Genomic DNA, 26755 nt, shown 5'->3' on the forward strand with positions numbered 1-26755 from the left:
TCACCGGTGACCGCCCTTTGCGCGACTCTACGCCAGGGTGGATGCCGCAGAGAGCATACGAGAGACACCACAGGAGATGGTGGGGCGATGCACAAGTGGATGAAAACCACCTACCGCGAGCCCGGCGATCTGGACTCAACGCATCGACGCGCGGTAGCCCGCCGCGCGAGCGGCGGCCTGCGTGGTGAAGCACTCCTCCGGGTTGGTCCGGTCGTAGTACTGCCCACCCTTGACGTGGTAGATCATCGAGCTCTCGTTGCCCTTGATCGGCGCCCAGCTGGGACACGTGTTCTTGGAGATGGGCGTCGTGCGATCCGGCTTGGGTGCCACAGCCGGCGCTGCCACAGCCGCCGTCGCCTTCGACCTGCGCGTCACTGTCGTGTAGCCGGACTTCGAACCCGTGACCGCGACGGTCACCTTCTTGCCCTTCTGCGCAGCGGTCAGCGTGAACGACTGGCCCGTGGCGCCCGAGATCGCGGCACCGTTCGCATACCACTGGAAGCGGTGGGTGGTTCCGGATGTCCAGGTGCCCACGCGTGCGGTCAGCGCGTTTCCCACCTTGGCGGTGCCTGATATCGTCGGCGCAGCCGAGGCGAGGCAGCCGAAGTTCTTCGCCGCGGAGTCACTGACGACAGCCGTGCCGCCCAGCACGACCGTCTTCGCGGCGCCGAAGTCGGCGACGGAGGCTCGCGCCGAGTCGGGGACGCACGTCGGCGCCGTCACATACATCGGCGCGCGCAGCGTGCCGGCGAGTGCGGCGCCGGCGAGGGCGTCGGGGAAGTTCAGCCCGGTCGCGAGGAACAGGGTGTCCGACGACGAGGCCGGGAAGTAGCGGTTGTTGATGCGCGCGGCAGTCTCGTACCGGTCGGCGCCCCCGACTCGGGTGACGCGGTACGACTTCTTCAACTGGCTTTCGATGCCCGCAGAGACCGCGCCGGTTCCCCCGGCGATGACGACCTCATTGACTCCCATGCGCTTCAGGGAGCTGAGGGTCGCGGCGGAGACCTTCGGCTGCACGCCGTCGACGAGGATCACCGGTGCGCCCAGAGCGCCCGCGGCGCCGGTCGCGGCGAGAGCATCGGGGAAGGTGCGGCCGGTCGCGATGAATGCGGTGCTGGCGCTCGTGAACGCCGAGTCGACGATGTGCAGGCCCGTGGCGTAGCGGTCGGACTTGCCGAGGCGCTGGGTCGGGGCGAGCTTGCGCAGCGCGTCGGCCACTTTGGCCGACACCGCCCCCGTGCCGCCGACCACGGCGATCGTGGCCGGCTTCAGCCGCGTGATCTCCGCTGCGACGGCGGAGGGGAGGGCTGCCGAGGGTGTCAGCAGGAGTGGTCCGTCGACGAGCGCGGCAGCGGCGGCGGCAGACAGCGCATCGGGGAAGTTGGCGCCGGTGGCGACGTACACGGTCGACACGCCCGCGGCGTACTGGCGAGAGACCTGGATCGCGGTCGCGTAGCGGTCGATGCCGGCGAGCCGGGAGATCCCGTTCGACGGAGTCGTCACAGCCGGCGTCGTCGTGGTCGGCGTCGTCGGGGCCGAGCCTGACTTGAGCGCGACGGAGGGCCGGGTGACCGGCGTCGCGCCGCACGAGCCGCTGAGCAGCGACTTGAGAGCCGTGAGTTCGGCCGAGTCAACCGCGAGCGACCACCGGTACTTCACGAGCGCCCAGGATGTGGCGTATTCGCATCGATACGCCGAGTTGGTCGGCATCCACTTCGCGGGGTCCTTGTCGCCCTTCGACTGGTTGGATGCCGTCGACGAGGAATTGAGGGCGTACGGCACATCCAGGTCGTTGGCGAAGTCGCGCCGCTGGGCGTCGGTCCAGCCAGACGCGCCTGAGCGCCATGCTTCGGCAAGGGCGACATGATGGTCGATCTCGATGTCGTCGGTCGAATAGGCGACCGTGCCGTCCATGGCGGATACCCACGTTCCGCCGTCCAGTTTGCACCCCGAGTGCAGGGTGGTCGGGGTGGTCGACTCCTCGATGAGGACCTCGTAGCGCGTGTTGCACCCGTCGCGATCAGCATCGATCCAGTGCTCGAACTTCGCGCGTTCGTACGTGGGCGATGTGGTCTCAGCAGCGACGCGCAGCAGGGCCGGCAGGTCTGCCGCCGTGGTCGTCGCGGCGGTCGCCGGTGCGCCCACAACCAGCCCCGAGATGATCAAAGACAGACCTGCCACCATCGACAGGCGCGCGCGCATCGTCACAATGCTCCCCAGACACAAGACATCGCCGCCCCAGCGGCGGATGAGTCGAGTCTAGGTCTAAGAATGAGAATTCTCTCATCTTCAATCGCCGCGAAGATGACATGCGGATGCGTCACTGCGCGGTTTACCGCGAAGGCGTATCCGGCACCCGGCTACTGCTCGCGCGGGTGCAGCCCGTCCAGCGCGACACGCAGCACGTCCTGCGCGAGCAGGTCGGGGTCGACGCGGCCGTCCGGTCGGTACCACTCGACGACCGAGTTGATCATCCCGAAGATCAGCCGCGTCGCGACGCCCGCATCGACATCGGTGCGGATGCGTCCTTCGTCCTGCGCGGCGCGCACGAGCGCGGTCACCTGCTGGTCGAACACGCGCCGGCGCTCGAGGGCCGCCGTCTCGACGGCGCTGTTGCCGCGCAGCCGCAGCAGCAGGGTCACGGGCGCCAGCTCATCGGTCAGCACGCCGACGGCGCCCGAGATCACCGCGGTGAGCCGATCGGATGCCGGTGCCTCCACCGCCAGCGCCCGGTCGAGCACTGCTTCGAGCCCGCTCAACGCGGTCTCCAATGCGATCGCCAGCAGCTCCTCCTTCGAGGAGAAGTGGTGGTAGAGCGCCGACTTCGTCAGCCCGAGCCGCGACGCCAGATCGGCGACCGAGGTCGCGTCGTACCCCTGCTCGTTGAACAACTGCACCGCCACGGCCAGCACCTGATCGCGGTCGTAGCCGGGCCGCCCGCGACGGGCGGTGGTCTCGCCGGAGTGCACAGTCACCCGTTCAGTCTCCCATTCCGGCGCGGGCACGGTTGCCGGTCGCCGTCACCTCTGAGACTATTACTGAACGAGAGGTCTGTAATCCCAACGGAGGGTGCACCCGTGACCGGAATCCTGCCCAGCTATCTCTGTGACCGATGGTGGACGCCGGAGGAAGACCCCGATGCCGCCGATGTGCGCGATGCATCGACCGGTGATCTGATCACGCGGGTGAGCAGCCGCGGCATCCACTTGGCAGAGGCTCTCGCACACGCGCGCACCGTGGGGCAGCACAGTCTCGGTGCGCTGACGTTCCACCAGCGGGCCCTGCTGCTCAAGCAGTTCGCGCTCGCACTCACCGCCCATAAAGAGGAGCTGGCCGAGATGTCCAAGCGCGCCGGGTCGACCGCGCGCGACTCGCTCAGCGACGTGGACGGCGGCATCGGAGTGCTGTTCACGTATGCGTCGAAGGGGCGGCGCGAGCTGCCCAACGCGCGAGTGATCGTCGACGGCGCCGCCGAGCCGCTCTCGAAGGACGGATCCTTCCTCGGTCGCCACCTCTACTCGCGACTGCCCGGCGTCGCGGTGCAGATCAACGCCTACAACTTTCCGATGTGGGGCGCGCTCGAGAAGTTCGCCCCCGCGTTCCTCGCCGGAGTCCCGAGCATCGTCAAGCCGGCGACGCCGACCGCGTACGTCGCCGAGGCCTGGGTGCGGGTCCTGGTCGACGCGGGCCTGCTGCCGGACGGGGCGCTGCAACTGGTCAGCGGCGCGGTGCCCGACCTGTTCGCGCACCTGCGGCTGGGTGATCTCGTCGGGTTCACCGGCAGTGCGACCACGGCCGCGACGCTGCGCGCGCAGGCCGCAGCGGGCGTCCGCTTCACGACCGAGACCGACTCGATCAACGCCTCGGTGCTCGCGCCCGACGCGGCGCCGGGCACGCCCGAGTTCGACGCGTACGTGAAGCAGCTGCTCGTCGAGCTGACGAGCAAAGCGGGCCAGAAGTGCACCGCGATCCGTCGCGCGATCGTGCCGTCTTCGTCGGTGGATGCCGTGGTCTCGGCCCTGCGCGACACGATCGCGGCGCGAGTCGTCATCGGCGATCCGCACGCCGATGCGGTGACCATGGGGCCGCTCGTCTCGCTCGACCAGCGCGACGAGGTGCGGCGTCAGATCGCTGTGCTCCGGGATGCCGGTGGTCGCGTCCTGATCGGCTCGACCGATGAGCCCGAGGTGATGCGTGCGGACGGCAGTGTCGGGCCGGCGCCCGAGGGCGCGTTCGTGCAGCCGGTGATGCTCGGCTTCGACGACCCGCGCACGCCGGCCGTGCACGAGGTCGAGGCGTTCGGGCCGGTCGCGAGCATCCTCGGCTACGAGACCCTCGACGAGGCGGCCGAGCTGGTGAACCTCGGCGGCGGATCTCTGGTGACCAGCGTCGCGACGGGCGACCCCGCCGTGGCAGCCGAACTGCTCGCCCGCATCGGCGCGTACAACGGCCGCGTCCTGTTCGTGGGGCGCGACAACGCACGCACCTCGACCGGCCACGGTGCGCCGGTGCCGCACCTGGTGCATGGCGGCCCCGGCCGTGCGGGCGGGGGAGAGGAGCTCGGCGGCATCCGCGCGGTGCTCCACCACATGCAGCGCACCGCGGTGCAGGGATCGCCTGATGTCCTCACTGCGATCACCGGCGTGTGGCATGCGGGCGCGGTCTCGGCCACCGGCATCCACCCCTTCCGCAAGTCGCTGACCGAACTGCGCCTCGGCGACCGGTTCGCCTCTCCGACGCGGGCGGTCACGCTCGACGACATCGAGACGTTCGCGCACTTCACCGGCGACACCTTCTACGCCCACATGGACGAGGCCGCGGCATCCGCCAACCGGTTCTTTCCGGGCCGCGTCGCGCACGGCTACCTGCTCGTCTCGTTCGCGGCCGGGCTGTTCGTCGACCCCGATCCGGGCCCGGTGCTGGCCAACTACGGGCTCGAGAACCTGCGCTTCGTGACGCCTGTCTCGCCCGACGACGAAGTGCGCGTGACGCTGACCGCCCAGCAGATCACGCCGCGCGAGACCGACGACTACGGGGAGGTGCGGTGGGATGCCGTCATCCACAACCAGCGCGACGAGATCGTTGCGACCTACGAGGTGCTGACACTCGTCGCGAAGGAGTGGGTGGAGGGCGATGGCGCGAGGGTGACGACATGACCGGCGAGGTGCGACCCATGATGCGGCGTGACCGGGCTTCGACGGCGCTGGGCATGGTCGTCGAGCTCGACGAGCCCGGGCGGTCGCGGGTGCGCATGGCGGTGCGCGACGACATGCTCAACGGCTTCGACATCACCCACGGCGGGTTCGTGTTCGCACTCGCCGACACGGCCTTCGCGATCGCGTGCAACGAAGACGACCGCGTGACCGTCGCCGCCGGCGCCGACATCACGTTTCTGAAGTCGACGCGCGCCGGCCAGACGCTCACCGCCGAGGCGGTGCGCCGCTCGGTCTCGGGCCGCACCGGCGTCTACGACGTCACCGTCACCGACGAGGCCGGTGAGGTGGTGGCGGAGTTCCGAGGGCGCTCGCTGCGCACCGATCGCTCGATGGCTGAGCGAGGCCACTGAGCCGCTTGCCGTGGTCGCACCGCCGCGGGTACACTTACTGAACGAACGTTCTGTAATGGGGGGTCGCTGATGACCACGACGCAGATGGCCGGCACCGATGCCGAAGAACTGCAGGCCGCCTTCGATGCGCTCATTGCCGCCGATCAGCGCATCGAGCCGCGTGACTGGATGCCGGAGGGCTATCGCAAGACCCTGATCCGGCAGATCTCGCAGCACGCCCACTCCGAGATCATCGGCATGCAGCCCGAGGGCAACTGGATCACCCGCGCACCGAGTCTCAAGCGCAAGGCGATCCTCATGGCCAAGGTCCAGGATGAAGCCGGACATGGCCTCTATCTCTACTCGGCGGCCCAGACACTCGGCATCAGTCGTGACGAGATGACCGCGCAGCTCATCGACGGCCGGGCGAAGTACTCGTCGATCTTCAACTATCCGACCCCGACGTGGGCCGACATGGGCGCGATCGGATGGCTCGTCGACGGCGCCGCGATCTGCAACCAGGTTCCGCTGTGCCGGGCATCGTATGGACCGTACGGGCGTGCCATGGTGCGCATCTGCAAGGAGGAGTCGTTCCACCAGCGTCAGGGCTTCGAGATCCTGTTGACGCTCATGCAGGGCAGCGAGGCACAGCGGCAGATGGCGCAGGACGCCGTCGACCGCTGGTACTGGCCGAGCCTGATGATGTTCGGGCCGCCCGACGACGCCTCACCGAACTCCGCGCAGTCGATGGCGTGGAAGATCAAGCGGTTCAGCAACGACGACCTGCGCCAGCGGTTCATCGGCATGCTGGTGCCGCAGGCAGAGATCCTCGGTGTGACCCTGCCCGACCCCGAGCTGAAGTGGGACGAGGATGCCGGGCGCTGGCACACCGGTGAGATCGACTGGGACGAGTTCCGCGAAGTGCTCTCCGGGCGCGGCCCGATGAACGCCGAGCGCATCCGCCACCGCCGTGACGCGCACGACGACGGCGCCTGGGTGCGCGAAGCCGCCGCCGCGTACGCGCGCACGCAGGCCGCGCGCGGGCAACGGGAGGTGGCGGCATGACGACCCCGGGGGCATCCGATCGCGACACCTGGCCGATGTGGGAGGTGTTCGTCCGCGCGAACCGCGGGCTCAGCCACGTCCACGCCGGGTCGCTGCACGCACCCGACGCCGAACTCGCCCTGCGCAACGCCCGCGACCTCTACACGCGGCGCGGCGAGGGCACGAGCGTGTGGGTCGTCCCCGCCGACGCGATCACGACGAGCGATCCCGACTCGAAGGGCGCGTTCTTCGAGTCGCCGGCCGGCAAGAACTACCGGCACGCCACCTACTACACGGCGTCCGAGGGGGTGCCGCACCTGTGACTCATCCCCTCGAAGCCCGCCACGGCGACGTCACGGTCGACCGCGTCGAACTGGCGGCCGAGCTCAGCGGCGCCGACGGGCGCGCTTCCACCGCCGACGTCGCCGAGTACGCGCTCCGGCTCGGCGATGACGCGCTGATCCTCGCGCAGCAGCTCGGCGAATGGATCGCCCGCGCCCCCGAACTCGAAGAGGACATGGCGCTGGCCAACATCGCCCTCGATCTGCTCGGGCACGCCCGCTCGCTGCTGCACTACGCCGGCACGTTCGACGGCCGCAGCGAGGACGATCTGGCCTACGTCCGCGATGAGCACGAGTTCCGCAGCGCCTGGCTGTTCGAGCAGCCTAACGGCGACTTCGCGCAGACCGTCGCGCGCGGGCTGGTGGCATCCACCTATCAGTTCGAGCTCTACACCGCGCTGGCCGCATCGACCGACCCGACCCTGCGCGCGATCGCCGCCAAGGCGGTCAAAGAGGTCGAGTACCACCGCGATCATGCCGTGCAGTGGACGCTGCGCCTCGCCGGCGGCACCGACGAGTCGCGGCGCCGGATGATCCGTGCCGTGGTCGATATGTGGCCGTACGTCGACGAGCTGTTCCGCGACGACGATCTCACGGACCGCCTCGAGGGGGTCGCGGCCCGCCCATCGACCCTGCGCCCCCGATTCGACGCGATCATCGCCGTGGTGTTCGCCGAGGCGGAACTCGAGATCCCGCCCGTCGCGCCGTCGGCCGGCGGCGGCCGCCAGGGTCGCCACTTCTCGCATCTGGGCGCGGTGCTCGCCGAAATGCAGGTGCTCGCCCGACAGCACCCGGGGGTGACATGGTGACGCTCATCGATCCGCTGCCGACGATGGATGCCACGCTGCATGCGTGGGCGGTCGCGGCGGCCGTCCGCGATCCCGAGGTTCCCGTGCTCACGATCGAGGACCTCGGCGTGCTCCGCGACCTCGAGGTGGATGACGGGCGCGTCACGGTCACGATCACGCCGACCTATTCGGGGTGCCCTGCGACCAACGCCATCTGCGACGACATCGTGATCGCACTCACGGCCGCCGGCTTCGACGACGTCGACGTGCGCATCACCCTCGCCCCGGCCTGGACCACCGACTGGATGAGCGCCGCCGGCGCCGCGAAGCTCCACGAGTTCGGCATCGCGCCGCCGACCGGCCGCCGCGCGGCCGGACCCATCCCGGTGACCCTGGCCGTGCGCTGCCCGCAGTGCGGATCACCCGACACCCGCGAGATCGCGCGCTTCGGCTCGACCGCGTGCAAGGCGCTCTACGAATGCCGGGCATGCCTCGAGCCGTTCGACCACTTCAAGGTGCACTGATGCGCGCGCATGCGGGGGCGGATGCCGGTGCCGCGCGGCCGGATGCCGACTCCACCGCTGCGACCATCGACGCCGCGCCGATCGCCGACGCGCTCCTCCGCAGCGCAGTCGGCGGCCCGACGGTGCCCGGCCGTCGGCGCACCCGCTTCCACGCGCTGCCGGTCAGCGAGGTGCGCACGCTCACAGCCGACGCCGTCGAGGTGACCTTCGCCGTCCCCGACGACCTGCGGGGCGACTACGACTACCTGCCCGGCCAGCACGTGGCGCTGCGGACGACCCTCGACGGGCGAGAACTGCGCCGGTCGTACTCGCTGTGCCGTCCGCCGCAGCCCGGCTCGATCAGCATCGCGATCAAACGCGACGCCGGCGGCGCGTTCTCGACCTGGGCGCAGACCGGGCTGCACCCCGGCGACCGGCTCGAGGTGATGAGCCCGCAGGGCACGTTCACCTCGACGCTTGCCGACCTCGACGGCGCGCATGTCGCCGGAATCGCGGCGGGTTCGGGCATCACGCCGCTGATGGCGCTGGCATCCACTGTTCTGGCGAGGTCGGATACGTCGCGCTTCACCCTCGTCTACACGAACCGGTCGACGGTCGACGTGATGTTCCTCGAGGAGCTCGCCGATCTCAAAGACCGCTACCCGACGCGGCTCGCGCTGCATCACGTGCTCTCGCGCGAGCAGCGGTCGGCGCCGGTGCTGTCGGGGCGCATCGACGAGGCGAAGCTGCGGACGATCCTCGACCTGCTGGTGATGCCCGAGACGATCGACGAGTGGTTCCTGTGCGGGCCGCTCCAGCTCGTGCAGCTGTGCCGTGACGTGCTCGCCGACGTCGGCGTGACGCGGGAGCACGTGCGCTACGAGCTGTTCACGACCGGTGAGGCGCCCGCCGGACCGGCACCGTCGGTGGCGGTGCGGCAGGGCGACGCCGTCGTCACGATCGACTTCGCACTGGACGGGCAGTCGTCGCGCGTGCAGACCCCGACCGCCGCGCACGAATCGATCCTCACCGCGGCGCTGCGGGTTCGGCCCGACGTGCCGTTCGCATGCGCCGGCGGAGTGTGCGGCACGTGCCGCGCCCGGCTCGTGACCGGATCGGTGACGATGACCGAGAACTATGCGCTCGAACCCGACGAGCTCGAGCGCGGCTACATCCTCACCTGCCAATCGCATCCGACGAGTGTTGCGGTGTCGGTCGACTACGACGTATAGGAGCCTCGCATGATCGAGTTGCACATCCGCGACGACGTCGCCCACCTCACCCTGTCGCGCCCCGACAAGCTCAACGCGCTCGACGAGCAGGCGGTGCGCGACCTCGGCGACGCGTACGGCGACGCCGAGTCCGCCGGAGTCCGCGCGCTCGTCCTCCGCGGCGAGGGCCGCGCGTTCTGCGCCGGGCGCGACATCTCGGGCGTCGACCCGCGGGACGACGATGTGTCGGGATACCTCGACGGTCTCGTAACCCCGGTGCTGCAGCGCATGGCGGCGTTCCCCGCCCCCACGTTCGCCGCCGCGCACGGCGCGTGCCTGGGCGTCGGACTCGGCCTGCTCATTGCCACCGACGTCGTCTACGTCGCCGAGAACGCCAAGATCGGCTCCCCCTTCGCCGCGCTCGGAGCCACCCTCGACTCGGGCGGGCACGCTCTGTTCTTCGAGCGTCTCGGCGCGCACAAGACCCTCGACCTCATCTACTCCGGCCGTCTCATGACGGGAGCCGAGGCCGTGCAGTCCGGATTGTTCTCGCAGGTCTTCCCCGCCGAAGACGTGGGGGAGCAGGCCGTCGCGGCCGCGACAGCGGCATCCACCGGCGCGACTGCCGCCTTCCTCGCGAGCAAGCAGCTCATCGCGCAGCTCCGCGACCAGAGACTGGGCCTGTGGCGGTCGATGGATGCCGAGAATGCGGCCCAGGCGGCACTGTGCGACACGGCGGATTATCGGGAAGGATTCGCGGCGTTCCAGGCAAAACGGGCGCCGGAGTTCCACGGACGCTGATCCGCGGCTCGCGCCGCTGACCCCCTGGACACCGGGGACGGTGCGACGTAACGTGGCTCCCCGTGTCATACGGATACCTCACCGGCCTCGTGCTGCAGGGTGCCCTGGTCGCCCTCACACTCTGGCCGCCGCGCCGCCCCTACTGGCTCGGCGGGCTGGCCTACCGCGTCGCCGCGGCGTACAACGAGGCGCCGTTCCTCTTCTTCGCCGTGATCGCGATCTCGGCCGCACTGACCTTCGTCGACTACCCGCTGACCACTCCGGCCGCCTGGGTCATGCTGGCGCTCACCATGTTGCTGGTCGCCGGTCTCGCGGTCATCGTCGCACGCGGTGCCAGGGCGCGCCCGGTCGTCCAGCAGAGTCTGGACGAGGCGTTCGGACCGCGCTGGCGGGATGAGCTCGAGCCGTCGCTGGCGAACGGGCTGCGCACGCGGGCGCCGCTGGGCAGGGTCCTGCTCACGTTCGCCTTCCGGCCGCGCAGCGTCGAGCGCCGCCGGAACATCCCATACGGTCCTGCCGGACGCGCGCACCTGCTCGATCTCTACCGGCACCGCTCGCACCCGGCGAACGCCCCGGTGCTGCTGTACTTTCACGGCGGCGGGTACTCCGGAGGGTTCAAGAGCTTCGAGTCGCGGGCGCTGCTCTTCCGCCTCGCGAGCCGCGGCTGGGTGACCGTCAGCGCGAACTACCGGCTGCGCCCGCACGCCGACTTCTACGATCACCTGTCCGACCTCAAGCGCGTGATCGCGTGGGTGCGCCGGCACGCCGACGAGATCGGCGCCGACCCGGCCACCGTCGTCGTGGCCGGCAGCTCGGCGGGCGGTCACATGGCGACCATGGCGGCGCTCACCCCGAACGCCCCGCGGTACCAGCCCGGGTTCGAAGACGCCGATACGTCGGTCACCGCCGCCGTCAGCATCTACGGCTGGCACGGCGGATACTACGAACTCGGCGACGCCGGCTCCGAGGCCGGCCCGCTGGGCCACACTGCCGAAGGCGCGCCGCCGGTCTTCGTCGCGCACGGCGAGAACGACACGATCGCCTACGTCGAGACGGCGCGCCGCACCGTCGCCCACCTGCGCGCCGGATCCTCGAGCCCTGTCGTCTACGCGGAGCTTGCCCACGGCCAGCACGCGTTCGACCTGTTCCATTCGCTGCGCTACTCCGCTGTCGTGGACGGGATCGAGGCCTTCACCGCTGTCGTGAGGTCGCGCACTTAGGCGGGCCTGCGGCATCCATCGTCTACCGTCGGAGCATGGGACTGTTCAGCTCCGCACCCAAGTCCGTCCGCCTCGACACGAGTGGGAAGTCATTGCGTGTGGACGCGCCCGGCAGGCCGTGGAGCCTGTGGACCGACGGTCTGGGCGTCCTCGCGATCCGTGCACTGCAGGTCATGCTCGTCGCCGGGATCGCCGCGGCGCTGATCGTCGGCATCCAGCAGGTGACCGTCGTGACGATTCCGCTGGTGATCGCCCTCATCTTCGCGTCGGCGTTCGCGCCGGTCATGTCGTGGATGCGACGACGGGGCGTCCCGTCTCTGGTGGCGACGCTGCTGGCGATGCTCGCGATCCTCGTGATCCTCGGCGCCGTCTCGTGGCTGATCGTCTGGGCCGTGCGCGATCAGTGGGACGAGCTGTACACGCAGGCGGAGCAGGGCTTCCAGGATCTGCTCGCGTGGGTGAACACCCTGCCGTTCGAAATCGATCAGGAGCAGCTCGACGAGTGGATCGCAGCGCTCGGCGACTTCGTCACGAGCGCGCAGTTCGGGTCGGGCGCGCTCGCCGGAGTCGGTGCGGTGGCGAACTTCGTGACCGGCCTCGTGCTGATGGTCGTCATGCTGTTCTTCTTCCTCAAGGACGGGCCGCAGATGTGGGCCTTCCTGCTGCGCCCGTTCCGTGGCGAGAACTACGAGCGTGCGGTGCGCGTCGGCGACAAGACGGTATCGACGCTCGGCTCGTACGTGCGCGGGACGGCGGCTGTGGCGGCGGTGGATGCCATCGGCATCACGATCGGTCTGCTCATTCTGGGCGTGCCGCTGTGGCTGCCGCTGGGCGTGCTGGTGTTCCTGCTCGCGTTCATCCCGATCGTGGGCGCGACCCTGGCCGGCATTCTGGCGGCGCTCGTGGCTCTCGTCTCGCAGGGCTGGGTCATCGCGCTGATCGTCGTCGGCGTCGTCGTGCTGGTCAACCAGCTCGAGGGAAACCTGCTGCAGCCGGTGCTCATGGGGCGCTCGATGAAGCTGCATGCGTTCGTGATCCTGATCGCGTTGACCGTCGGCACGGTGCTGGCCGGCATCGTCGGGGCGGTGCTCGCCGTGCCGATCACGGCCGTCGCATGGGGCATCGTCCAGGTCTGGGACGGCCCGCACACGCCCGCGCGTTGGGCACGGCCGAAGCGGCGGGACGCGGGCGTGGACGTCGACGAATCGACCCAGCAGCCGATCGCGTAGGGGTATCGCCTGCGCATGAGAGAACCCTCATGCGAAAGGTCTGATTCGAACGAAAATACGCCTCTCAATGTCGGAGGGCCTCTCCATAATGGGAGGTATGAACACCTTGAGCGCACCCATCGCCGACCTGCAGCAGCAGGCCGCGCAGGTGGTGCGCGAAGGGGCGACCAGTGGTGTGCTCCAAGGGGTCAGCGAGTCCGAACTCGCGAACATCCTCAGTGACCTGGCCGTCGCCCAGCGGCTGGTCGAAGCAGCGATGGTCGACGTGGTCGGCGAAGTCATGCGACGGTCGGAAGGTGCTTTCGTGGCTGACCGCATGACCTCGCGAATGGGCTGCCGGAACGTCGGCGAGCTGATCGAGCGACTGACTCGCGTGGCAGGGCCCACGGCATCCCGGTTGCAGAAAGCGGCGAAAGCGGTGCGGCCGGTGATCTCCGGTACGACCGGTGAGTTGCTCGAGGCGGAGTTGCCTGAGCTGCGCGAAGCGATGGTCGACGGTGTCGTCGGCGTCGACGGCGTGCTCGCCATCGCGACGCCGTTGAAGGAGACCGGTCGTCGTGTGCCGCATGAGGTCCGGCGACAGGCCGTGAGCGTCGTGGTCGCCGAGGCGCGTGGCGAGGGCCCCGACGGCTCGCCGCCGCTCAGCGCGGATCTGCTGCGCGTGCAGGCGTCGGCGTGGGCACTGGCGCTCGATCAAGACGGGGCCGAGCCGCGCGAGCGTGCATCGGCCCGCAAGCGCTTCCTGCGATTGGGCGCCGAGACGCCGTACGGGTTTCCCGTCAACGGCATGATCATGCCTGAAGTGGCCGCACTCCTGATGCGGGTCCACAACGCCCAGCACTCACCGCGGTCGGTCGAGTTCGTGCCTGACGGCGCAGACGTTCCCGAACCGCCGCGCGACGATCGCACCCACGGGCAGAAGCTGCACGACACCCTGGCAACGGTGCTGCAGGTCGCCGCCGCGAGCGGCGTGCTGCCCACCATCGGCGGCGCAGCACCCACACTCGTGGTCTCGGTCACCGAAGAAGAGCTGGAGTCGGGCCGCGGATACGCACACGCCGAGGACTGCGAGCAGCCGCTGTCGATCGCCGCCGCACTGCACGTGGCATGCTCCGGGGTGATCCAGCGGGTGGTGAGCCGGCGCGACGGGCGCATCCTGAGGATCAGCGTCGAAGACCGGGTGTTCAACCGCTATCAGCGCCGTGCCATCGCACTGCGCGACGGCGGATGCATCATCCCCGGCTGCGGCGTCCCAGCCGCCTGGAGCGAAATCCACCACGTGGTCGAGCACGCGAAGGGTGGGCCCACCCACACAGACAACGGGGTCTTGCTCTGTTGGTACCACCATCGGTTCCTCGAGAGCATCGGATGGAAGATCCGCATGAACGCCGGGGTGCCCGAGGTCCGGGCACCCTACTGGCTCGATCCGTCGCCGAAATGGCGACCGGTCACCACCTCGCCGACCCGGTTGCGGTCGAAGGTCCTGCAGACCTGACCGGGCGCTCCGAGCACCTGCAGTGTCACGATGCCCAGCACGAGGATCGTGACACGCCGACGCACCCCGGGCCTTCACACGATGAGGGAGTGGTCCCCGAGCCGGTGCCAGGTGCGGTTGTGGTAGACCAGCGCATCGGCCTCGTCGCGCTCGACCTGCGACTGCAGCGCGTGCGCGGCGATGACGGTGGAGCCACCGGCATCCATCCGTCCGATGACGGCGCAGCGCACCCACGCGCGCACGTCGTGGTAGACCGGCTCGCCGGTCACGAGCCGCGACCAGCGGTGCGTTTCGGCGAACCGGTCGATGCCGCTCGTGGCGCCCAGCTTCGCCACGTCGATGTCCTGTGCGTCGAGCAGATGCACGACGACGGTCTCGGCCTGCAGCAGCACGTCCGCCGCCGATGACAGCGCCGACACCGAGAAGATCAGCAGCGGCGGCTCGGCGCTCACCGACGACACCGAGGTCGCCGTCAGCGCCACCGGTCCGTCGCCGGCATCGGCGGTGATCACGGCCACGCCCCCCGGGTGGCCACGGAACAGCCCCTTGAACTCGTCCGCCGACAGCGACATGCCGAAGCGGTGTTCGGGTGCCGTGGTGTCGGGGATCTCGTTCGTGGCAGGGGACGTCATGATCCGACCGTACGTGTGGATGCCGGGGTGAAGGGTCGCGTGTGAGCTTTCATGACCGCGTGTGAACAAATATGACGACGCCCGTTTCCGAGTGTTGCGCCCGACCCGTCGTGCCGGGTCTATCTGGGCACCATGGGGACATGTCAGCACTCGTGCGCGTCGATGAGCTTGCGGCCGAACTCACGGCCGGCGCCCCCGTGCGCCTGCTCGACGTGCGCTGGCGCCTCGACCTGCCCGAGGGGCGCATCGACTACCTCGGCGGCCACCTGCCCGGCGCGGTGTTCGTCGACCTCGAGCGCGAGCTCACCCGGCGCGGCCGGCCCGAAGAAGGCAGTCACCCGCTGCCCGATATCGCCGATCTGACCGCGGCCGCACGGCGATGGGGGCTGAACGACGGCGATCGGGTCGTCGTGTACGACGACAACGACAGCGTGCCGGCGGCGCGTGCATGGTGGCTGCTGCGCCGCCACGGCATCGACACGCGCGTGCTCGACGGCGGCTTCCGTGCGTGGGTGCGCGCCGGTCTGCGCCTCGAGCGCAGTGACCGCGCCGTGCGCCCGGGCGACATCGAGCTGACGCCCCCGGCATCCGACGACATCGCCACGCTCGACCACGCCGCACTCGTGCCCCGCCACGGGGTGCTCATCGACGTGCGCGCTCCCCGCCACTATCGGGGCTCCGATCCCGGGTTCGACCCGGTCAGCGGGCACATCCCCGGCGCTGTCAACCTGCCCACCGCGACTCACATCACTCCGGACGGGCTGCTGCGCTCACCGGAGGAGATCCGGTCCGCGGCGGCGGTTGTCGGCATCCATCCCGATGCCGACGTCGTCGTCTACTGCGGGTCGGGCGTCGCCTCGATGCACACCGCGCTCGCCTTCGACACGGCCGGACTGCCCGTGCGCGTGTACGTCGGATCGTGGAGCCAGTGGTCCCGCAGCCCCGGCCGGCCGGTCGCGGTGGGCCCCACGCCGGCCGAGCTGATCGGCGCCGTCTGACGCCATGAACTCAACGAGGGAGAACCGATGACCTTGCGTGTCGTCGCCGTCTCGGGGAGCCTGCGCTCGCCGTCCACCACCGAGTTGCTGCTGGAGGGCATCCTCGACGAGATCGCGACCCACGTCGCGATCGAGCGTGAGCTCATCGAGCTGCATACGCTCGCCGTAGATCTCGCCGTGACGCTGACGCGGGGAGTGAGATCGGATGCCGTGACCGCGGCCCTCGACACCGTGTCTGCCGCCGACGTGCTCGTGATCGCCACACCCATCTACCGCGGCTCCTACACCGGGCTGTTCAAGCAGTTCATCGACGTCCTGCACCAGGACGCGATAGCGGGGACGCCGGTGCTGCTGGCCGCCGGCGGCGGCAACGACCAGCACTCCCTCGCAATCGACCACGAGCTGCGGCCGCTGTTCGCGTTCTTCCGCGCGCACACCCTGCCCGTCGGGGTCTACGCGCGCGCCGTCGACTTCGAAGCGGCCGAGGGAGCGCCGTCGGGCAAGCGGATCGCACCCGACGGCGCCCTGCCGGCCGTCATCACCCGCGCCGTCGAGGCGGCGCTGCCGACGCTGCGAGCGATCGCCTCGTAGTCGCGTCTGTGGTCGCGGTGCGGCCGGGTCGGCGCTGCCGACGCTGCGGCCGGAGCGCCGACCGCGCCGCGATCAGATGCCGCGCGCCGCGCGGACCAGACCGGCGTAGACGCCGGCACTCGGCTTGGCGGTGCGCTCGAACGTATCGTGGTCGACACTGTGCAGGCCCAGCCGCGGCCCGTAGCCGAAGATCCACTCGAAGTTGTCCATCAGCGTCCAGTGGCAGTAGCCGATGACGGGAACCCCGGCATCCATCACCGCTTTCAGGCCAGCCAGCGACGGCTCGATGAAGCCGGCACGGATGGTGTCATCGGGCGTGCTGACGCCGTGCTCGCTCACCAGGACCGGTACGCCGCTGATCTGGTGCGCATACGCGACGGCACCGCCCAGCGACTCGGGATCGACCGCCGTCCCCATGCCGTTGAGCACCGCACCCTCGGGGGCGGGCTGCAGCCCATGGGGGCCGTAGACCAGTCGCTCGTAGTTCTGCACACCGACGAAGTCGTCATCGCGTGCGAGCTCGAGCCAGTAGTCGTATACCTCAGCGCGCTTGCGGTCGCGGACCTCCTCCCCGCCGGACACGGCGACGTCGTCGCACATCGCGAGCGACAGGCCGACGCGCAGGTCGGGCCGGCGCGCCTTGATCGCCGCGCGACCGGCGCGATGCGCGGCGGTCATCCCGGCGCGCATGCCGGCGAAGTCCTCGCGCAGCATGACGTTGCCGGCCCGGTAGCGCTCGACACCGGCCGCGGCGCCGGCAGCCTCGAGCGTCTGCCGCTCGAGGTCGGCGACGAAGTCGGGCAGGCCTGCCCAGGTCAGCATCTCGGGCAGATCGGGTTCGTTGAAGGTGACCGCCAGGGCGATGCGGTCGCCGAAACGGTCCATCACCACGCCGCAGTACCGGGCGAACAGATTCGCGGCCTCGGGGTCGAGCCACGCGCCGCGGGCGGCGAACCAGTGCGGCGAGGTGAAGTGGTTGAAGGTGACGATGGGCGCGAGGCCACGCGCGTGGCATCCGTCGACCACCGCTTCGTAGTGGGCGAGCGCCTCATCCGAGAACTCGCCCTCGCGCGGCTCGATGCGTGCCCACTCGACGGAGAACCGGTAGGCGTTCAGCCCCATGCCGGCGACCAGGTCGAGGTCGGACTCCCACAGCTCCCAGCCATTGGCTGCTTTGCCACTGGGCTCGCGGAACACTGTCGGGGTCACGTTCTCGAGGAACCAGGTGTCGCTGTCGACGTTGTCGCCCTCGTTCTGGTGACCGGCGGTGGCGACGCCCCAGAGGAAGTCGGCGGGGAAATCGGTGTCGTTCATGGGCGGGTCCTCTCGAGGGGGTGGATGCCGGTGATCAGGCGAGACAGGTGAAGGAGTGGTGGCCGTCGGTGACGACGTCGGTGGTGCCGTCCGGCAGGGTGACGTCGGCGGCGATGCCGTCGGGCACTTCGACATCGAGCGCGAACGCGCCGTCGGCGAGGCGCCACGACACGGTGAGGCGGCCGTGGCCGGTCTCGATCGACGCGGCCGCCGACGTGAGTCCGCCACCCGGCCGCGGCGCGATGCGGGCACGGCGGTAGCCGGCATCCGCTTCGCCGGGATCGTCGGGCAGACCGATGCCGGCGACGTGCGTGTGCAGAAACGCGGCGACCGCGCCCTTGCTGTAGTGGTTCAGCGAGCCGCGCACGCCGGCGTCGTCGACGCCGTCCCACCACTCCCACATGGTGGTCGCGCCGCGGCGCAGCATGCCGAGCCACGACGGATCGCGCTCCGACAGCAGCAGCTCGTACGCGAGGTCGAGGTGGTCGTGGTCGGCCAGGGCAGGCAGCAGCATGCCGGTCGCGAGGAATCCGGTGCCCAGCCGCGTGTCGTTCTCGCGGATCCGCGCGGCGAGCCGGTCGGCCACCTCTTGCCGAGCGGATGCCGGAACCAGGCCGAACACCAGTGCACGCACGTGGTCGCCCTGCGACCACGCCGCGGGGTCCGGCAGGTACTCCGTCGCCCAGGCGTTCTTCGCATCGGCACTCAGCCGGGCGTACTCGGCCGCATCGGCTGAGCGGTCGAGCACCGCCGCGATACGCCCCAGCAGCTCGGCCGAGCGCGCCAGGTAGGCGGTCGCGACGATGCCGTGGTCGGCGGCCGGATCGGGATTCGGCGGCACGCCCGGCTCGAGCCACTCGCCGAAGTGGAACCCGGCATCCCACAGATATTGCTCGTGCGGCGCCGGGTCCGGGCGGCGCGCTTCGCGCTGCGGATGCCGCAGTTCGGCCGCGCGCGACCGCGCGTACTCCACCCACGCCCGCGCCGCCGGGTATGCCTCGGCCAGTGCCGCGCGATCGCCGTATGCGCGCCACATCGACCACGGCACGAAGACCGCGGCATCGCCCCAGCCGGCGGACCCCGCGCTCATGTCCTCGAACGCGTCGCCCGAAGGCTGGGCACCGGCAGGATTCGGAATGACGGTCGGCACGCGGCCGTCGTCCCACTGGTCGGCGGCGAGATCGCGTAGCCACTTGCGGCTGAACGCCGACACGTCGTACATGGCGGCCGCGGTATCGGCGAACACCTGCCAGTCGCCGGTGAAGCCCGAGCGCTCGCGCTGCGGGCAGTCGGTGGGCACCTCGCACGCGTTGCCGCGGAAGCTCCACTCGACGGCCTCGTGCAGCTCCTCGAGCCGTTCGTCCGAGCACGCGAACGAGCCGGTGCGGACCAGGTTGGTGTGCACGACCACCGCCTCGATGTCACCGGCATCCAGCACGAGGCCGTCGCGCTCGACCTGGGCGTAGCGGAACCCGTGCGTCGTGTGCCGCGGCTCGAACACGTCGCCGGGCTCGCCGCGCGAGGTCACCTCGTCGATCTGGCCGGCCGGCAGGGGACTGCGCGAGGCGAAGTCGAACGCGCGCAGGTGGTCGGTGGTGAGCAGACCGGCATCGTCGAGCGCCTCGCCGTGGCGGATCACGGTGCGCTCGCCGTCACCGCCGAGGGCGCGCAACCGCACCCAGCCGTTGACGTTCTGCCCGAAGTCGATCACTGCGATGCCGGGGCGCGGGTGGGTCACCGACACGGGCGCGAGGGTCTGCACCCGGCGCACCGGGGGAGCGATCGGGGCGACGAGGCGGGTGCGGTCGGCGCACAGCGGGTCGTCGGCGAGGACGACAGGATGCCAGGGTGCGGAGGCGGCCACCGTGCCGTCTGACGCGGCATCGGCCCGGCCGGCTTCGGCGGTCGCCCATCCCGGGTCGAACAGCCGCAGGTCTTCGGACTGCCCGTCCATCAGGTCGGCGCGCGTGATGTGGCTCTCGCGCCACTGCCAGTCGGCGTCGGTGGCGGCCAGGGCCTGGCCGACTTCGGTCGTGATCGCCAGCAGCAGTGCGGTGCGGGTGCCGAACCCGTCGGGGCGGCGCTGAAAGCCGTGGCGGCCGCGGAACCAGCCGTCCGACAGCACGACGCCCACGACGTTCTCGCCGGGCCCGATCAGGTCGGTGACGTCCCACTGCGGCACCTGCAGCCGGCGCCGGTACGCGGTGAACCCGGGGCTGAGCTCGTCGTCGCCGACGCGGATGCCGTTGAGAAACACCTCGAACACCCCATGCGCTGCCGCCGTGAGCACGGCACGCCCCGGCGCCCCGGTGAACCGGCCCCGCAGCAGCACCGCCGGACGTTCGCCCGCGGGGCGCACCTCGTCGTCGGCGCGGATCCACGTCGCGGCGCGAAGCGTCGCGGCGCGCGGCTCGTCGGGCCGTGGGGCGGCGGGTTCGGTGACCATGGACATCCTCGTCGGGTGGTGCGGGGGTCTCGCACGTTTCACTCTATGAAAGCAGCTTTCGAATGTCGAGTCCATCCTCGCGGCCGTGCACGGGATAGTGTCGATTCCATTCCAGCAGAAGGAGCGACGATGACAGGCGCCACCCCGGACGCGCCCGCTGACATCAAGCGCGGCCAGTACACGGTCGAGGCGCTGGCCAAGGGACTGCGCGTGATGTCGCTGTTCACCGAGCGCCAGCCGGAGTGGCGGCTGCGCGACATCGCCCAGGCCACCGGCATCCCCACTCCCACCGCGTTCCGCATCGTGGCGACCCTCGTCGAGGAGGGATACCTCGAACAGCTCGACGACGGCCAGTACCGCCCCGACGTCAAGGTTCTCACCCTGGGCGGTGCGGCGCTGCGCGCCTCGGACCTTGCCACCCTCGCCACGCCGCGGCTGCGCCGGCTGGGCGAGCAGACCGGCGAGACGACCAACCTCGCCGTGCTCGCCGGCGACCGGATCCTCTACATCGTCCGGTTGCGCAACGCCGACCTGGTCACCGCCAACATCCAGGTCGGCTCGACGCTGCCGGCCGCGTTCACCTCGATCGGCAAGCTGCTGCTCGCCTTCGCCCCCGCGAAGGAAACGGCCGCCACGCTCGACCGCGCGCTCGCCCTGCCGTCGTCGGGGCCGAATGCGATCGCGGATGCCGGGTCGCTGCGCCTGGAGCTCGCCGAGATCCGCGAGCGTGGCTGGGCGCTGCAGGACGAAGAGCTCGCGCTCGGGCTGCGCTCGGTCGCGGCGCCGGTCCGCGACGCTGACGGCGCCGTGATCGCCGGGATCAACGTCGCGGTCCAGTCCTCGACCTGGCCTTCGCAGCGGCTGCGCGACGAGCTCGCGCCGGCAGTGCTCGCTGCCGCCGACGAGATCTCGGGCCTGCTCGGCTGGTCCGGCGCGGCATAACTCCGGCATCCGCTCTGCGGAGTCGGCCTCGCCATGCCCGAAACGTAATGAAAATGCATTTCACTGAGTGATATGGTTGCCGCCAACAGGATCGGCGTGGACGGTTCACTGTTAGGACGCGGCTAACGTATGTCGGCTGAATCCGAATGGTGTTCTGTCGCAGGTGGCCGCATCCTGGTTCCGAGGATGGGGCCACCCGATCGCTTCATCCCGAGACAGCGAAGTCCCGTACGTCACATCGATCACAGGAGATCAGGATGTCCCGCATCACACCCACCGCACGCGCCGCCGCAGCCATCGCGGCGCTGGCAGCCTCGGCCCTTGTCCTCTCCGCCTGCAGCGGCAGCGGCGACCCCGGCACGAGCGACGAGCCGGCCGACACGGCCAAGCTGGTCATCGGCCTCGAATCCGACCAGGCCGCCCTCGGCTACGACCCGATCCGCTACGGCAACGGGCAGCGGATGTTCTTCGAGGGCATCTACGACTCCCTCTTCCTGCTCGATGAGGACGGCGCCGTCGTGCCCGATCTCGTGACCAATTTCGAGTACAGCGAAGACCAGACCGAGCTCACCCTCGACCTCGACACCAGCGCGACCTTCGCCGACGGCACGGCGCTCAGCGCAGAGCTTGTCAAGCAGAACCTCGACTTCCGCGGCGACGCCGACCTGTCGGCCTACAGCGGCTTCGCCGAGGGCGAAGCGAACGAGATCACCGAGGTCACCGTCGTCGACGACGACACCGTCACCCTCACCTTCCCCGCCGCCAACCCCGGGTTCGAGGCGAACCTGGTGCTGCCCGCCGGCGCCATCGTCGGACCCACCGGCGTCGCCGATCGCAGCAGTCTCGACGCGAGCCCGGACGGTTCGGGGCCGCTCATTATCGACGGCGAGGCGACCGTCAAGGGCAACAGCTACCTGCAGGTCAAGAAGGAAGACCACCCGGCCGCGGGCGACTACCCGTTCGACTCGTACGAGTTCCGGCCGATCCTCGACCCGCAGGCGCGCGTCAATGCCGTGATCTCGGGCGAAGTCGACACCGCCTTGATCACCTCGGACACTCAGGCGCAGGCAGAATCGGCCGGCACCAGCGTTGAGGCCAACGGCGGCACGATCGCCAACATTATCGCGTTCGACAAGAGCGGCGCGACGGCACCGCAGTGGGGTGACCCGCGGGTCTTCCAGGCACTGTCGATGGCGATCGACCGCGAGACGTTCGTCGAGGCCGTCCACCCCGGGGAGCTGCCGACCGCCAACGCCCTTCCCGCCGACAACCCGGGCTACATCCCCGAAATCGAGGAAGAGTACGCCTACGACCCCGACGCAGCCAAGGCGCTGCTGGCCGAGGCCGGTTACCCCGACGGGTTCAGCTTCGACTTCACGATCAGCGCCCAGAGCCAGCGCGACCTCGAGGCGCTGCAGCCCTACTGGGAGGCCATCGGCGTCACGATGAATCTGAATACCGCATCGTCGACCGAGGAGTCGTTCGCGGTCGTGCAGACCGAGCCGCTCGGCGGACCGATCCCGTTGACCTGGACAAACCCGCTGGGCAACGTCTACGGCGTGCTGTTCGGCTTCGCGAACTTCCACGGCGCCGAGAGCCCCGAGATCCAGGGCGCCGCCGGCGCGCTGGGCGCGGCGGGCGACGATGCGGAGGCACAGGCAGCGGCGTTGACCGATCTCAATCGGGCGATCGTCGACTCGGGCTGGTTGATTCCGCTGTACGAGCAGCTCGCACCGTGGGCATACGACGACGCGAAGGTGGCCACCCCCACCTTCGCCGGTACCGAGGTGTTCCCCCTGCTGGCGACGCTGCAGCCCGCATCCTGATCATCGTCGGTGCCGGCGCCTGAGCGCCGGCACCGACGAAGGGAGTGATGATGCTCATCTTCGTACTCAAACGGATCGCTTTCGCGGTCCTCACCCTGCTGGTCGCCTCATTCGTGGCATTCATGCTGGTGCATCTGTCGGGATCCACCCCCGGCGGCGTCGCCCTCGGGCAGTCGGCCACCCCCGAGCAGGTGCACGCCTACAACACCGAAATCGGCTGGTACGACCCGTGGATCGTGCAGTTCGCGAACTGGGTCGGGCAGGTGCTGCAGGGCAACCTCGGCGTCTCGCTGATCGACGGCCGTGACATCGGCGACGACATCGTCAAGCGGCTGCCCGTCACGGCGGCGCTGGCGATCTTCGGCACGCTGGTCAGCGCGATTCTGGGCATCTTCATGGGCGTCGCCGCGGCTGTGCGCGGCGGGGCCGTCGACCGCACCGTCACGGTGATCAGCGGCATCCTGCTCTCGCTTCCTGCATTCTGGGTGGGCGTGCTGCTGGTCTACGTCTTCGCGGTTCAGCTGCGGCTACTGCCGGCCACCGGGTTCGTGCCCTTCGACGTCAATCCCGAGGCCTGGGCGCGGTCGCTCGTGCTGCCGGTGATCACGATCGCCCTGACCTCGGCCGCCGGCATCGCCCGGCAGACTCGTGCGTCAATGGGCGAGTCGCTCACCCAGGAGCACATGCGCAGCCTGCGGGCCCTCGGCACCCCCACCACCCGCATCATCTACGTGCACGCGCTGCGCGGCGCGAGCCTGCCGATCGTGGCGAGCATCGCCGTGCAATTCATCCTGCTGTTCGGCGGTTCGGTCATCATCGAGGTGCTGTTCGCGCTGCCGGGCATCGGCCAAGCCATGCAAGCGGCCGTCGGCGCCGCCGATCTGCCCTTCGTGCAGGCACTGGTGCTCGTCGCGACCCTCGTGGTCGTGATCGTCAACCTCGCCCTCGAACTGTTCACGCTCGCCCTCGACCCGAAGCTGCGTGCCTCATGACCGTCTCTACGACCTCCATCGTGCGGCCGCGCCGCACCGACCGCCGGATGGGCCGCAAGCTCCTCACCTCTCCGACCGCGATCCTGTCGCTGGTGTGGCTTGTGGGCCTCGTGCTCGCCTCGCTCACCGCGCCGCTGTGGCTGCGGTACGGCCCGCTCGAGCAGGACCTCTCGGTGGTGCTGCAGGGTCCGTCGGCAGAACACCTGCTCGGCACCGACGAACTCGGCCGCGACCTGCTGTCGCGCATCGTCACCGCCGCAGCGCCGACGCTGTTCATCGCCCTCTTGACGCCCATCGTGGCCGTGATCGTCGCCATCCCGCTGACGCTCTGGGCCGCACGCTCGGCCCGCGTCGAGGTCGTGATGAACCGCGTCGCCGAGATCGTGCTGTCGCTGCCGGGAATGGTCATCATCCTCGCGGTCATCGCCGCAGTAGGCACCAACATGGTGATCGTCATGTCGATCTTCGGCGTGCTCGTGTTCGGCGCCGTCTACCGGGTCTTCTTCGGTCAGGCCAAGTCGCTGCATCGACAGCTGTTCGTCGAGGCCGCGGCCGTCGACGGCGTGCGCCCCATGCTCGCGAGCCTGCGCCACGTGCTGCCCAACATGTCGACCACCGTCATCGTGCAGTTCGTGCTGCTGTTCGGCGCCGCGATCGGCATGCAGGCGGGGCTGGCCTTCATCGGCCTCGGCCCGCAGCCGCCAGAGCCCACCTGGGGTGGCATGATCCAGGCCGCCTCGCGCTACATCTTCCAGCAGCCGTGGATGATGATCCCGACCGGTGGCGTCCTCGCGCTGACCATCATCGCGGCCAACGCCCTGTCCGACGTCCTCGCCGGTGGCACCGCCATGCCGCCACCGCTCATCTCGATCCGACGGCGGCGCCGACCGGCATCCGTCATCGATTCGGCGAACCCCGACCCCGCAGCCGAACCCGCCTTCACCGACGTCGTCGCCGCGCGCGAACTGTCGGTCGAGAACCTCGTCATCGGCGTCGACGACGGCCCGAGCCTCGTGACCGGCGTGTCGCTGCGTGTGAAGCCGGGCAAGGTCATGGGACTCGTCGGCGAATCGGGCTGCGGCAAGTCCGTCACCTCGTACGCGATGCTGGGCCTGCTCGCGCCCGGACTCTCGGTGCGCTCGGGCTACATCCGCTGGGGCGACGTCGATCTGGCCCGCGCCGGCGAGCGGGCCATGCAGCGGGTGCGCGGCCACGAGATCGCATTCATCTCGCAGGAGCCCACTCGTGCGCTCGACCCCATGTTCACGGTCGAGTGGCAGCTGGCCGCCGCGATCAAGCGACTGCGCAAGGTCGGCGGCCGTGAGGCGAAGCAGATCGCCGCGCAGTTGCTCACCGACGTCGGCATCGTCGACGTGCCGCGGGTGCTGGGCAGCTACCCGCACCAGATCTCGGGAGGCATGGCACAGCGCGTCGCGATCGGCCTCGCCTTGGCCGGAACCCCGAGCCTGCTCATCGCCGACGAGCCGACCACCGCGCTGGATGTCACGGTGCAAGCCGAGATCCTCGCGCTGCTGCGGAAGCTCGTCGCCGACCGGGGCATGTCGATTATCCTGGTCACGCACGACCTGGGGGTCGTCGCCGACATCTGCGACGACGTGTCGGTCATGTACGCCGGCGAGATCGTCGAGACCGGATCGGTGCGCGACGTGCTGGTGCGACCGGAGCACCCCTATACGATGGCCCTGCTGGCCGCCGACCCCCACCTGATCGCCGAACTCGACAGCGCGCCGCGTCTGGCGTCCATCCCCGGGCAGGTTCCCGCGCCGGGATCGTGGGGCGGCGGATGCCGGTTCGCCCAGCGCTGCCGCTTCGCTCGCGAGGAATGCCAGACCGCCGTGGCGTTGGATGCTCGTGCTGTCGGCGCCGGGGGAGTGCGCTGCGTGCGGCGCGACGAAGTCCGCGGGCGCCAGGAAGAGTGGCGCGTGGGCGCCGGGACGGGAGGGCACTGATGTCCGTCGACATCGCTGTTGCCGTTGAAGCCGAAGCGACCACGCCGCTGCTGGAGGTACGCGACCTCACGATCCGGTACGGCAAGAAGGGCCCCGCTGCGGTGCGCGGCGTGTCGTTCACGATCGCACGCGGCGAGACGCTGGGCCTGGTGGGCGAGTCCGGGTCGGGCAAGACCACGATCGGCCGCGCCATTCTGGGGCTCGTCCCGGTCGCGAGCGGCCAGATCCTGTTCGAGGGTCGCGACATCACCCGGGCGGGGCTTTCCGGCCGGCGGTCGCTGCAGGGCGACCTGCGCGCGGTGTTCCAAGACCCGTTCTCGTCGCTGAACCCACGCCGCGTGATCGGCGACGCGCTCACCGAGCCGCTGCGGGTCGCGAAGGTGCCGCGTGCCGACCGCGACCGGCGCGCCCGCGAGGTGCTGACGGCAGTCGGGCTGCCGGCGGGCTCAGCCGACCGCTACCCCCGCCAGTTCTCGGGCGGGCAGCGGCAGCGCATCGCGATCGCCCGGGCGCTGGTCACCGACCCGCGGCTCGTCGTCTGCGACGAGGCCGTCAGCGCCCTCGACCTGTCGACCCAGGCCCAGGTGCTGAACCTGCTCGCCGACCTGCGCGCCGGCGCCGACCTCGGCTACCTGTTCATCGCGCACGACATGGCCGTCGTCGAGTTCCTCGCCCAGCGCATCATCGTGCTCAACCGGGGTGAGATCGTCGAAGCCGGCCCGACCTCCGAGATCGTCTACAACCCGCGGGAGCACTACACGAAGGTGCTCATGGCCGCCTCGCCGGTACCCGACCCCGACGAACAGGCGCGTCGCCGCGAGGCCTGGCAAGAGCTGAAGGCCCAGGCTCCTGCAGCTGTCGGGTGAC

Annotated in this window: 23 protein-coding genes; 18 read left to right on the top strand and 5 right to left on the bottom strand. The window is 70.0% G+C overall.

From position 1 onward, the window contains the following. Positions 1–135: 135 nt before the first annotated feature. Positions 136–2202 (bottom strand): cell wall-binding repeat-containing protein, encoded by a 2067-nt coding sequence (locus BKA10_RS15950; RefSeq protein ID WP_183500871.1) that lies wholly within the window; start codon positions 2200–2202, stop codon positions 136–138. 158 nt (positions 2203–2360) lie between these two features. After that, positions 2361–2975 (bottom strand): TetR/AcrR family transcriptional regulator, encoded by a 615-nt coding sequence (locus BKA10_RS15955; RefSeq protein WP_183500872.1) that lies wholly within the window; start codon positions 2973–2975, stop codon positions 2361–2363. Between the two features lie 102 nt (positions 2976–3077). On the opposite strand from BKA10_RS15955, the gene paaZ reads away from it, so the two are divergent. The 11 genes from paaZ (at position 3078) to BKA10_RS16010 (ending at position 14177) form a co-directional block, all read left to right on the top strand. Further along, a complete protein-coding gene (gene paaZ / locus BKA10_RS15960) occupies positions 3078–5156 on the top strand; it encodes a phenylacetic acid degradation bifunctional protein PaaZ (protein ID WP_183500873.1) in 2079 nt (692 codons plus the stop codon). After that, the gene (gene paaI, locus BKA10_RS15965; protein ID WP_183500874.1) at positions 5153–5566 is read left to right on the top strand and encodes a hydroxyphenylacetyl-CoA thioesterase PaaI; all 414 of its coding nucleotides are present in this window, start codon (positions 5153–5155) and stop codon (positions 5564–5566) included. The genes paaZ and paaI overlap by 4 nt, the downstream gene beginning before the upstream one ends. A gap of 69 nt (positions 5567–5635) precedes the next feature. After that, complete coding sequence (paaA, locus tag BKA10_RS15970) at positions 5636–6610, top strand: 1,2-phenylacetyl-CoA epoxidase subunit PaaA (RefSeq protein WP_183500875.1); 975 nt, start codon at positions 5636–5638, stop codon at positions 6608–6610. Next, positions 6607–6912 (top strand): 1,2-phenylacetyl-CoA epoxidase subunit PaaB, encoded by a 306-nt coding sequence (paaB, locus tag BKA10_RS15975; protein WP_183500876.1) that lies wholly within the window; start codon positions 6607–6609, stop codon positions 6910–6912. The genes paaA and paaB overlap by 4 nt, the downstream gene beginning before the upstream one ends. Beyond that, positions 6909–7739: a 1,2-phenylacetyl-CoA epoxidase subunit PaaC gene (gene paaC, locus BKA10_RS15980; protein ID WP_183500877.1), complete on the top strand. Its 831-nt coding sequence runs from the start codon at positions 6909–6911 to the stop codon at positions 7737–7739. Before paaB ends, paaC begins: the two co-directional genes overlap by 4 nt. After that, the gene (paaD, locus tag BKA10_RS15985) at positions 7733–8242 is read left to right on the top strand and encodes a 1,2-phenylacetyl-CoA epoxidase subunit PaaD (RefSeq protein ID WP_372491431.1); all 510 of its coding nucleotides are present in this window, start codon (positions 7733–7735) and stop codon (positions 8240–8242) included. Before paaC ends, paaD begins: the two co-directional genes overlap by 7 nt. Beyond that, a complete protein-coding gene (gene paaE / locus BKA10_RS15990; RefSeq protein ID WP_183500878.1) occupies positions 8242–9453 on the top strand; it encodes a 1,2-phenylacetyl-CoA epoxidase subunit PaaE in 1212 nt (403 codons plus the stop codon). The genes paaD and paaE overlap by 1 nt, the downstream gene beginning before the upstream one ends. Positions 9454–9462: 9 nt before the next feature. Further along, on the top strand, positions 9463–10233 hold the full coding sequence (locus BKA10_RS15995) for an enoyl-CoA hydratase/isomerase family protein (RefSeq protein ID WP_183500879.1): 771 nt from the start codon (positions 9463–9465) through the stop codon (positions 10231–10233). A 62-nt stretch (positions 10234–10295) separates the two neighbouring features. After that, the gene (locus BKA10_RS16000) at positions 10296–11453 is read left to right on the top strand and encodes an alpha/beta hydrolase (RefSeq protein WP_183500880.1); all 1158 of its coding nucleotides are present in this window, start codon (positions 10296–10298) and stop codon (positions 11451–11453) included. A 35-nt stretch (positions 11454–11488) separates the two neighbouring features. After that, on the top strand, positions 11489–12682 hold the full coding sequence (locus BKA10_RS16005) for an AI-2E family transporter (protein ID WP_183500881.1): 1194 nt from the start codon (positions 11489–11491) through the stop codon (positions 12680–12682). Positions 12683–12779: 97 nt separating this feature from the next. After that, entirely contained in the window at positions 12780–14177 is a 1398-nt protein-coding gene (locus BKA10_RS16010) for an HNH endonuclease signature motif containing protein (RefSeq protein ID WP_183500882.1), read from the top strand. A 74-nt stretch (positions 14178–14251) separates the two neighbouring features. Here the strand turns inward: BKA10_RS16010 and BKA10_RS16015 are convergent, their stop codons facing one another. After that, complete coding sequence (locus BKA10_RS16015; protein ID WP_183500883.1) at positions 14252–14809, bottom strand: flavin reductase family protein; 558 nt, start codon at positions 14807–14809, stop codon at positions 14252–14254. Between the two features lie 140 nt (positions 14810–14949). On the opposite strand from BKA10_RS16015, the gene BKA10_RS16020 reads away from it, so the two are divergent. Continuing rightward, positions 14950–15807: a sulfurtransferase gene (locus BKA10_RS16020; RefSeq protein ID WP_183500884.1), complete on the top strand. Its 858-nt coding sequence runs from the start codon at positions 14950–14952 to the stop codon at positions 15805–15807. Between the two features lie 27 nt (positions 15808–15834). Further along, entirely contained in the window at positions 15835–16398 is a 564-nt protein-coding gene (locus BKA10_RS16025) for an NAD(P)H-dependent oxidoreductase (RefSeq protein ID WP_183500885.1), read from the top strand. A gap of 72 nt (positions 16399–16470) precedes the next feature. Here the strand turns inward: BKA10_RS16025 and BKA10_RS16030 are convergent, their stop codons facing one another. Both BKA10_RS16030 and BKA10_RS16035 read right to left on the bottom strand, forming a co-directional pair. Then, a complete protein-coding gene (locus BKA10_RS16030; RefSeq protein WP_183500886.1) occupies positions 16471–17712 on the bottom strand; it encodes a glycoside hydrolase family 1 protein in 1242 nt (413 codons plus the stop codon). 34 nt (positions 17713–17746) lie between these two features. Beyond that, positions 17747–20158 carry an alpha-L-rhamnosidase gene (locus BKA10_RS16035; RefSeq protein ID WP_183500887.1) on the bottom strand — a complete coding sequence of 804 codons (2412 nt, stop codon included), beginning with the start codon at positions 20156–20158 and terminating at the stop codon, positions 17747–17749. A 129-nt stretch (positions 20159–20287) separates the two neighbouring features. Between BKA10_RS16035 and BKA10_RS16040 the strand changes: the two genes are divergently transcribed. The 5 genes from BKA10_RS16040 (at position 20288) to BKA10_RS16060 (ending at position 26754) form a co-directional block, all read left to right on the top strand. Then, complete coding sequence (locus tag BKA10_RS16040) at positions 20288–21100, top strand: IclR family transcriptional regulator (protein WP_183500888.1); 813 nt, start codon at positions 20288–20290, stop codon at positions 21098–21100. A 257-nt stretch (positions 21101–21357) separates the two neighbouring features. After that, complete coding sequence (locus BKA10_RS16045) at positions 21358–22926, top strand: ABC transporter substrate-binding protein (protein WP_183500889.1); 1569 nt, start codon at positions 21358–21360, stop codon at positions 22924–22926. Positions 22927–22976: 50 nt separating this feature from the next. Further along, entirely contained in the window at positions 22977–23918 is a 942-nt protein-coding gene (locus BKA10_RS16050) for an ABC transporter permease (protein ID WP_301549513.1), read from the top strand. Continuing rightward, entirely contained in the window at positions 23915–25888 is a 1974-nt protein-coding gene (locus BKA10_RS16055; RefSeq protein WP_183500891.1) for a dipeptide/oligopeptide/nickel ABC transporter permease/ATP-binding protein, read from the top strand. Before BKA10_RS16050 ends, BKA10_RS16055 begins: the two co-directional genes overlap by 4 nt. Next, the gene (locus tag BKA10_RS16060; RefSeq protein WP_183500892.1) at positions 25888–26754 is read left to right on the top strand and encodes an ATP-binding cassette domain-containing protein; all 867 of its coding nucleotides are present in this window, start codon (positions 25888–25890) and stop codon (positions 26752–26754) included. The genes BKA10_RS16055 and BKA10_RS16060 overlap by 1 nt, the downstream gene beginning before the upstream one ends. Position 26755 lies beyond the last annotated feature (1 nt).

Source organism: Microbacterium invictum, assembly GCF_014197265.1.
Classification (GTDB): Bacteria; Actinomycetota; Actinomycetes; order Actinomycetales; family Microbacteriaceae; genus Microbacterium; species Microbacterium invictum.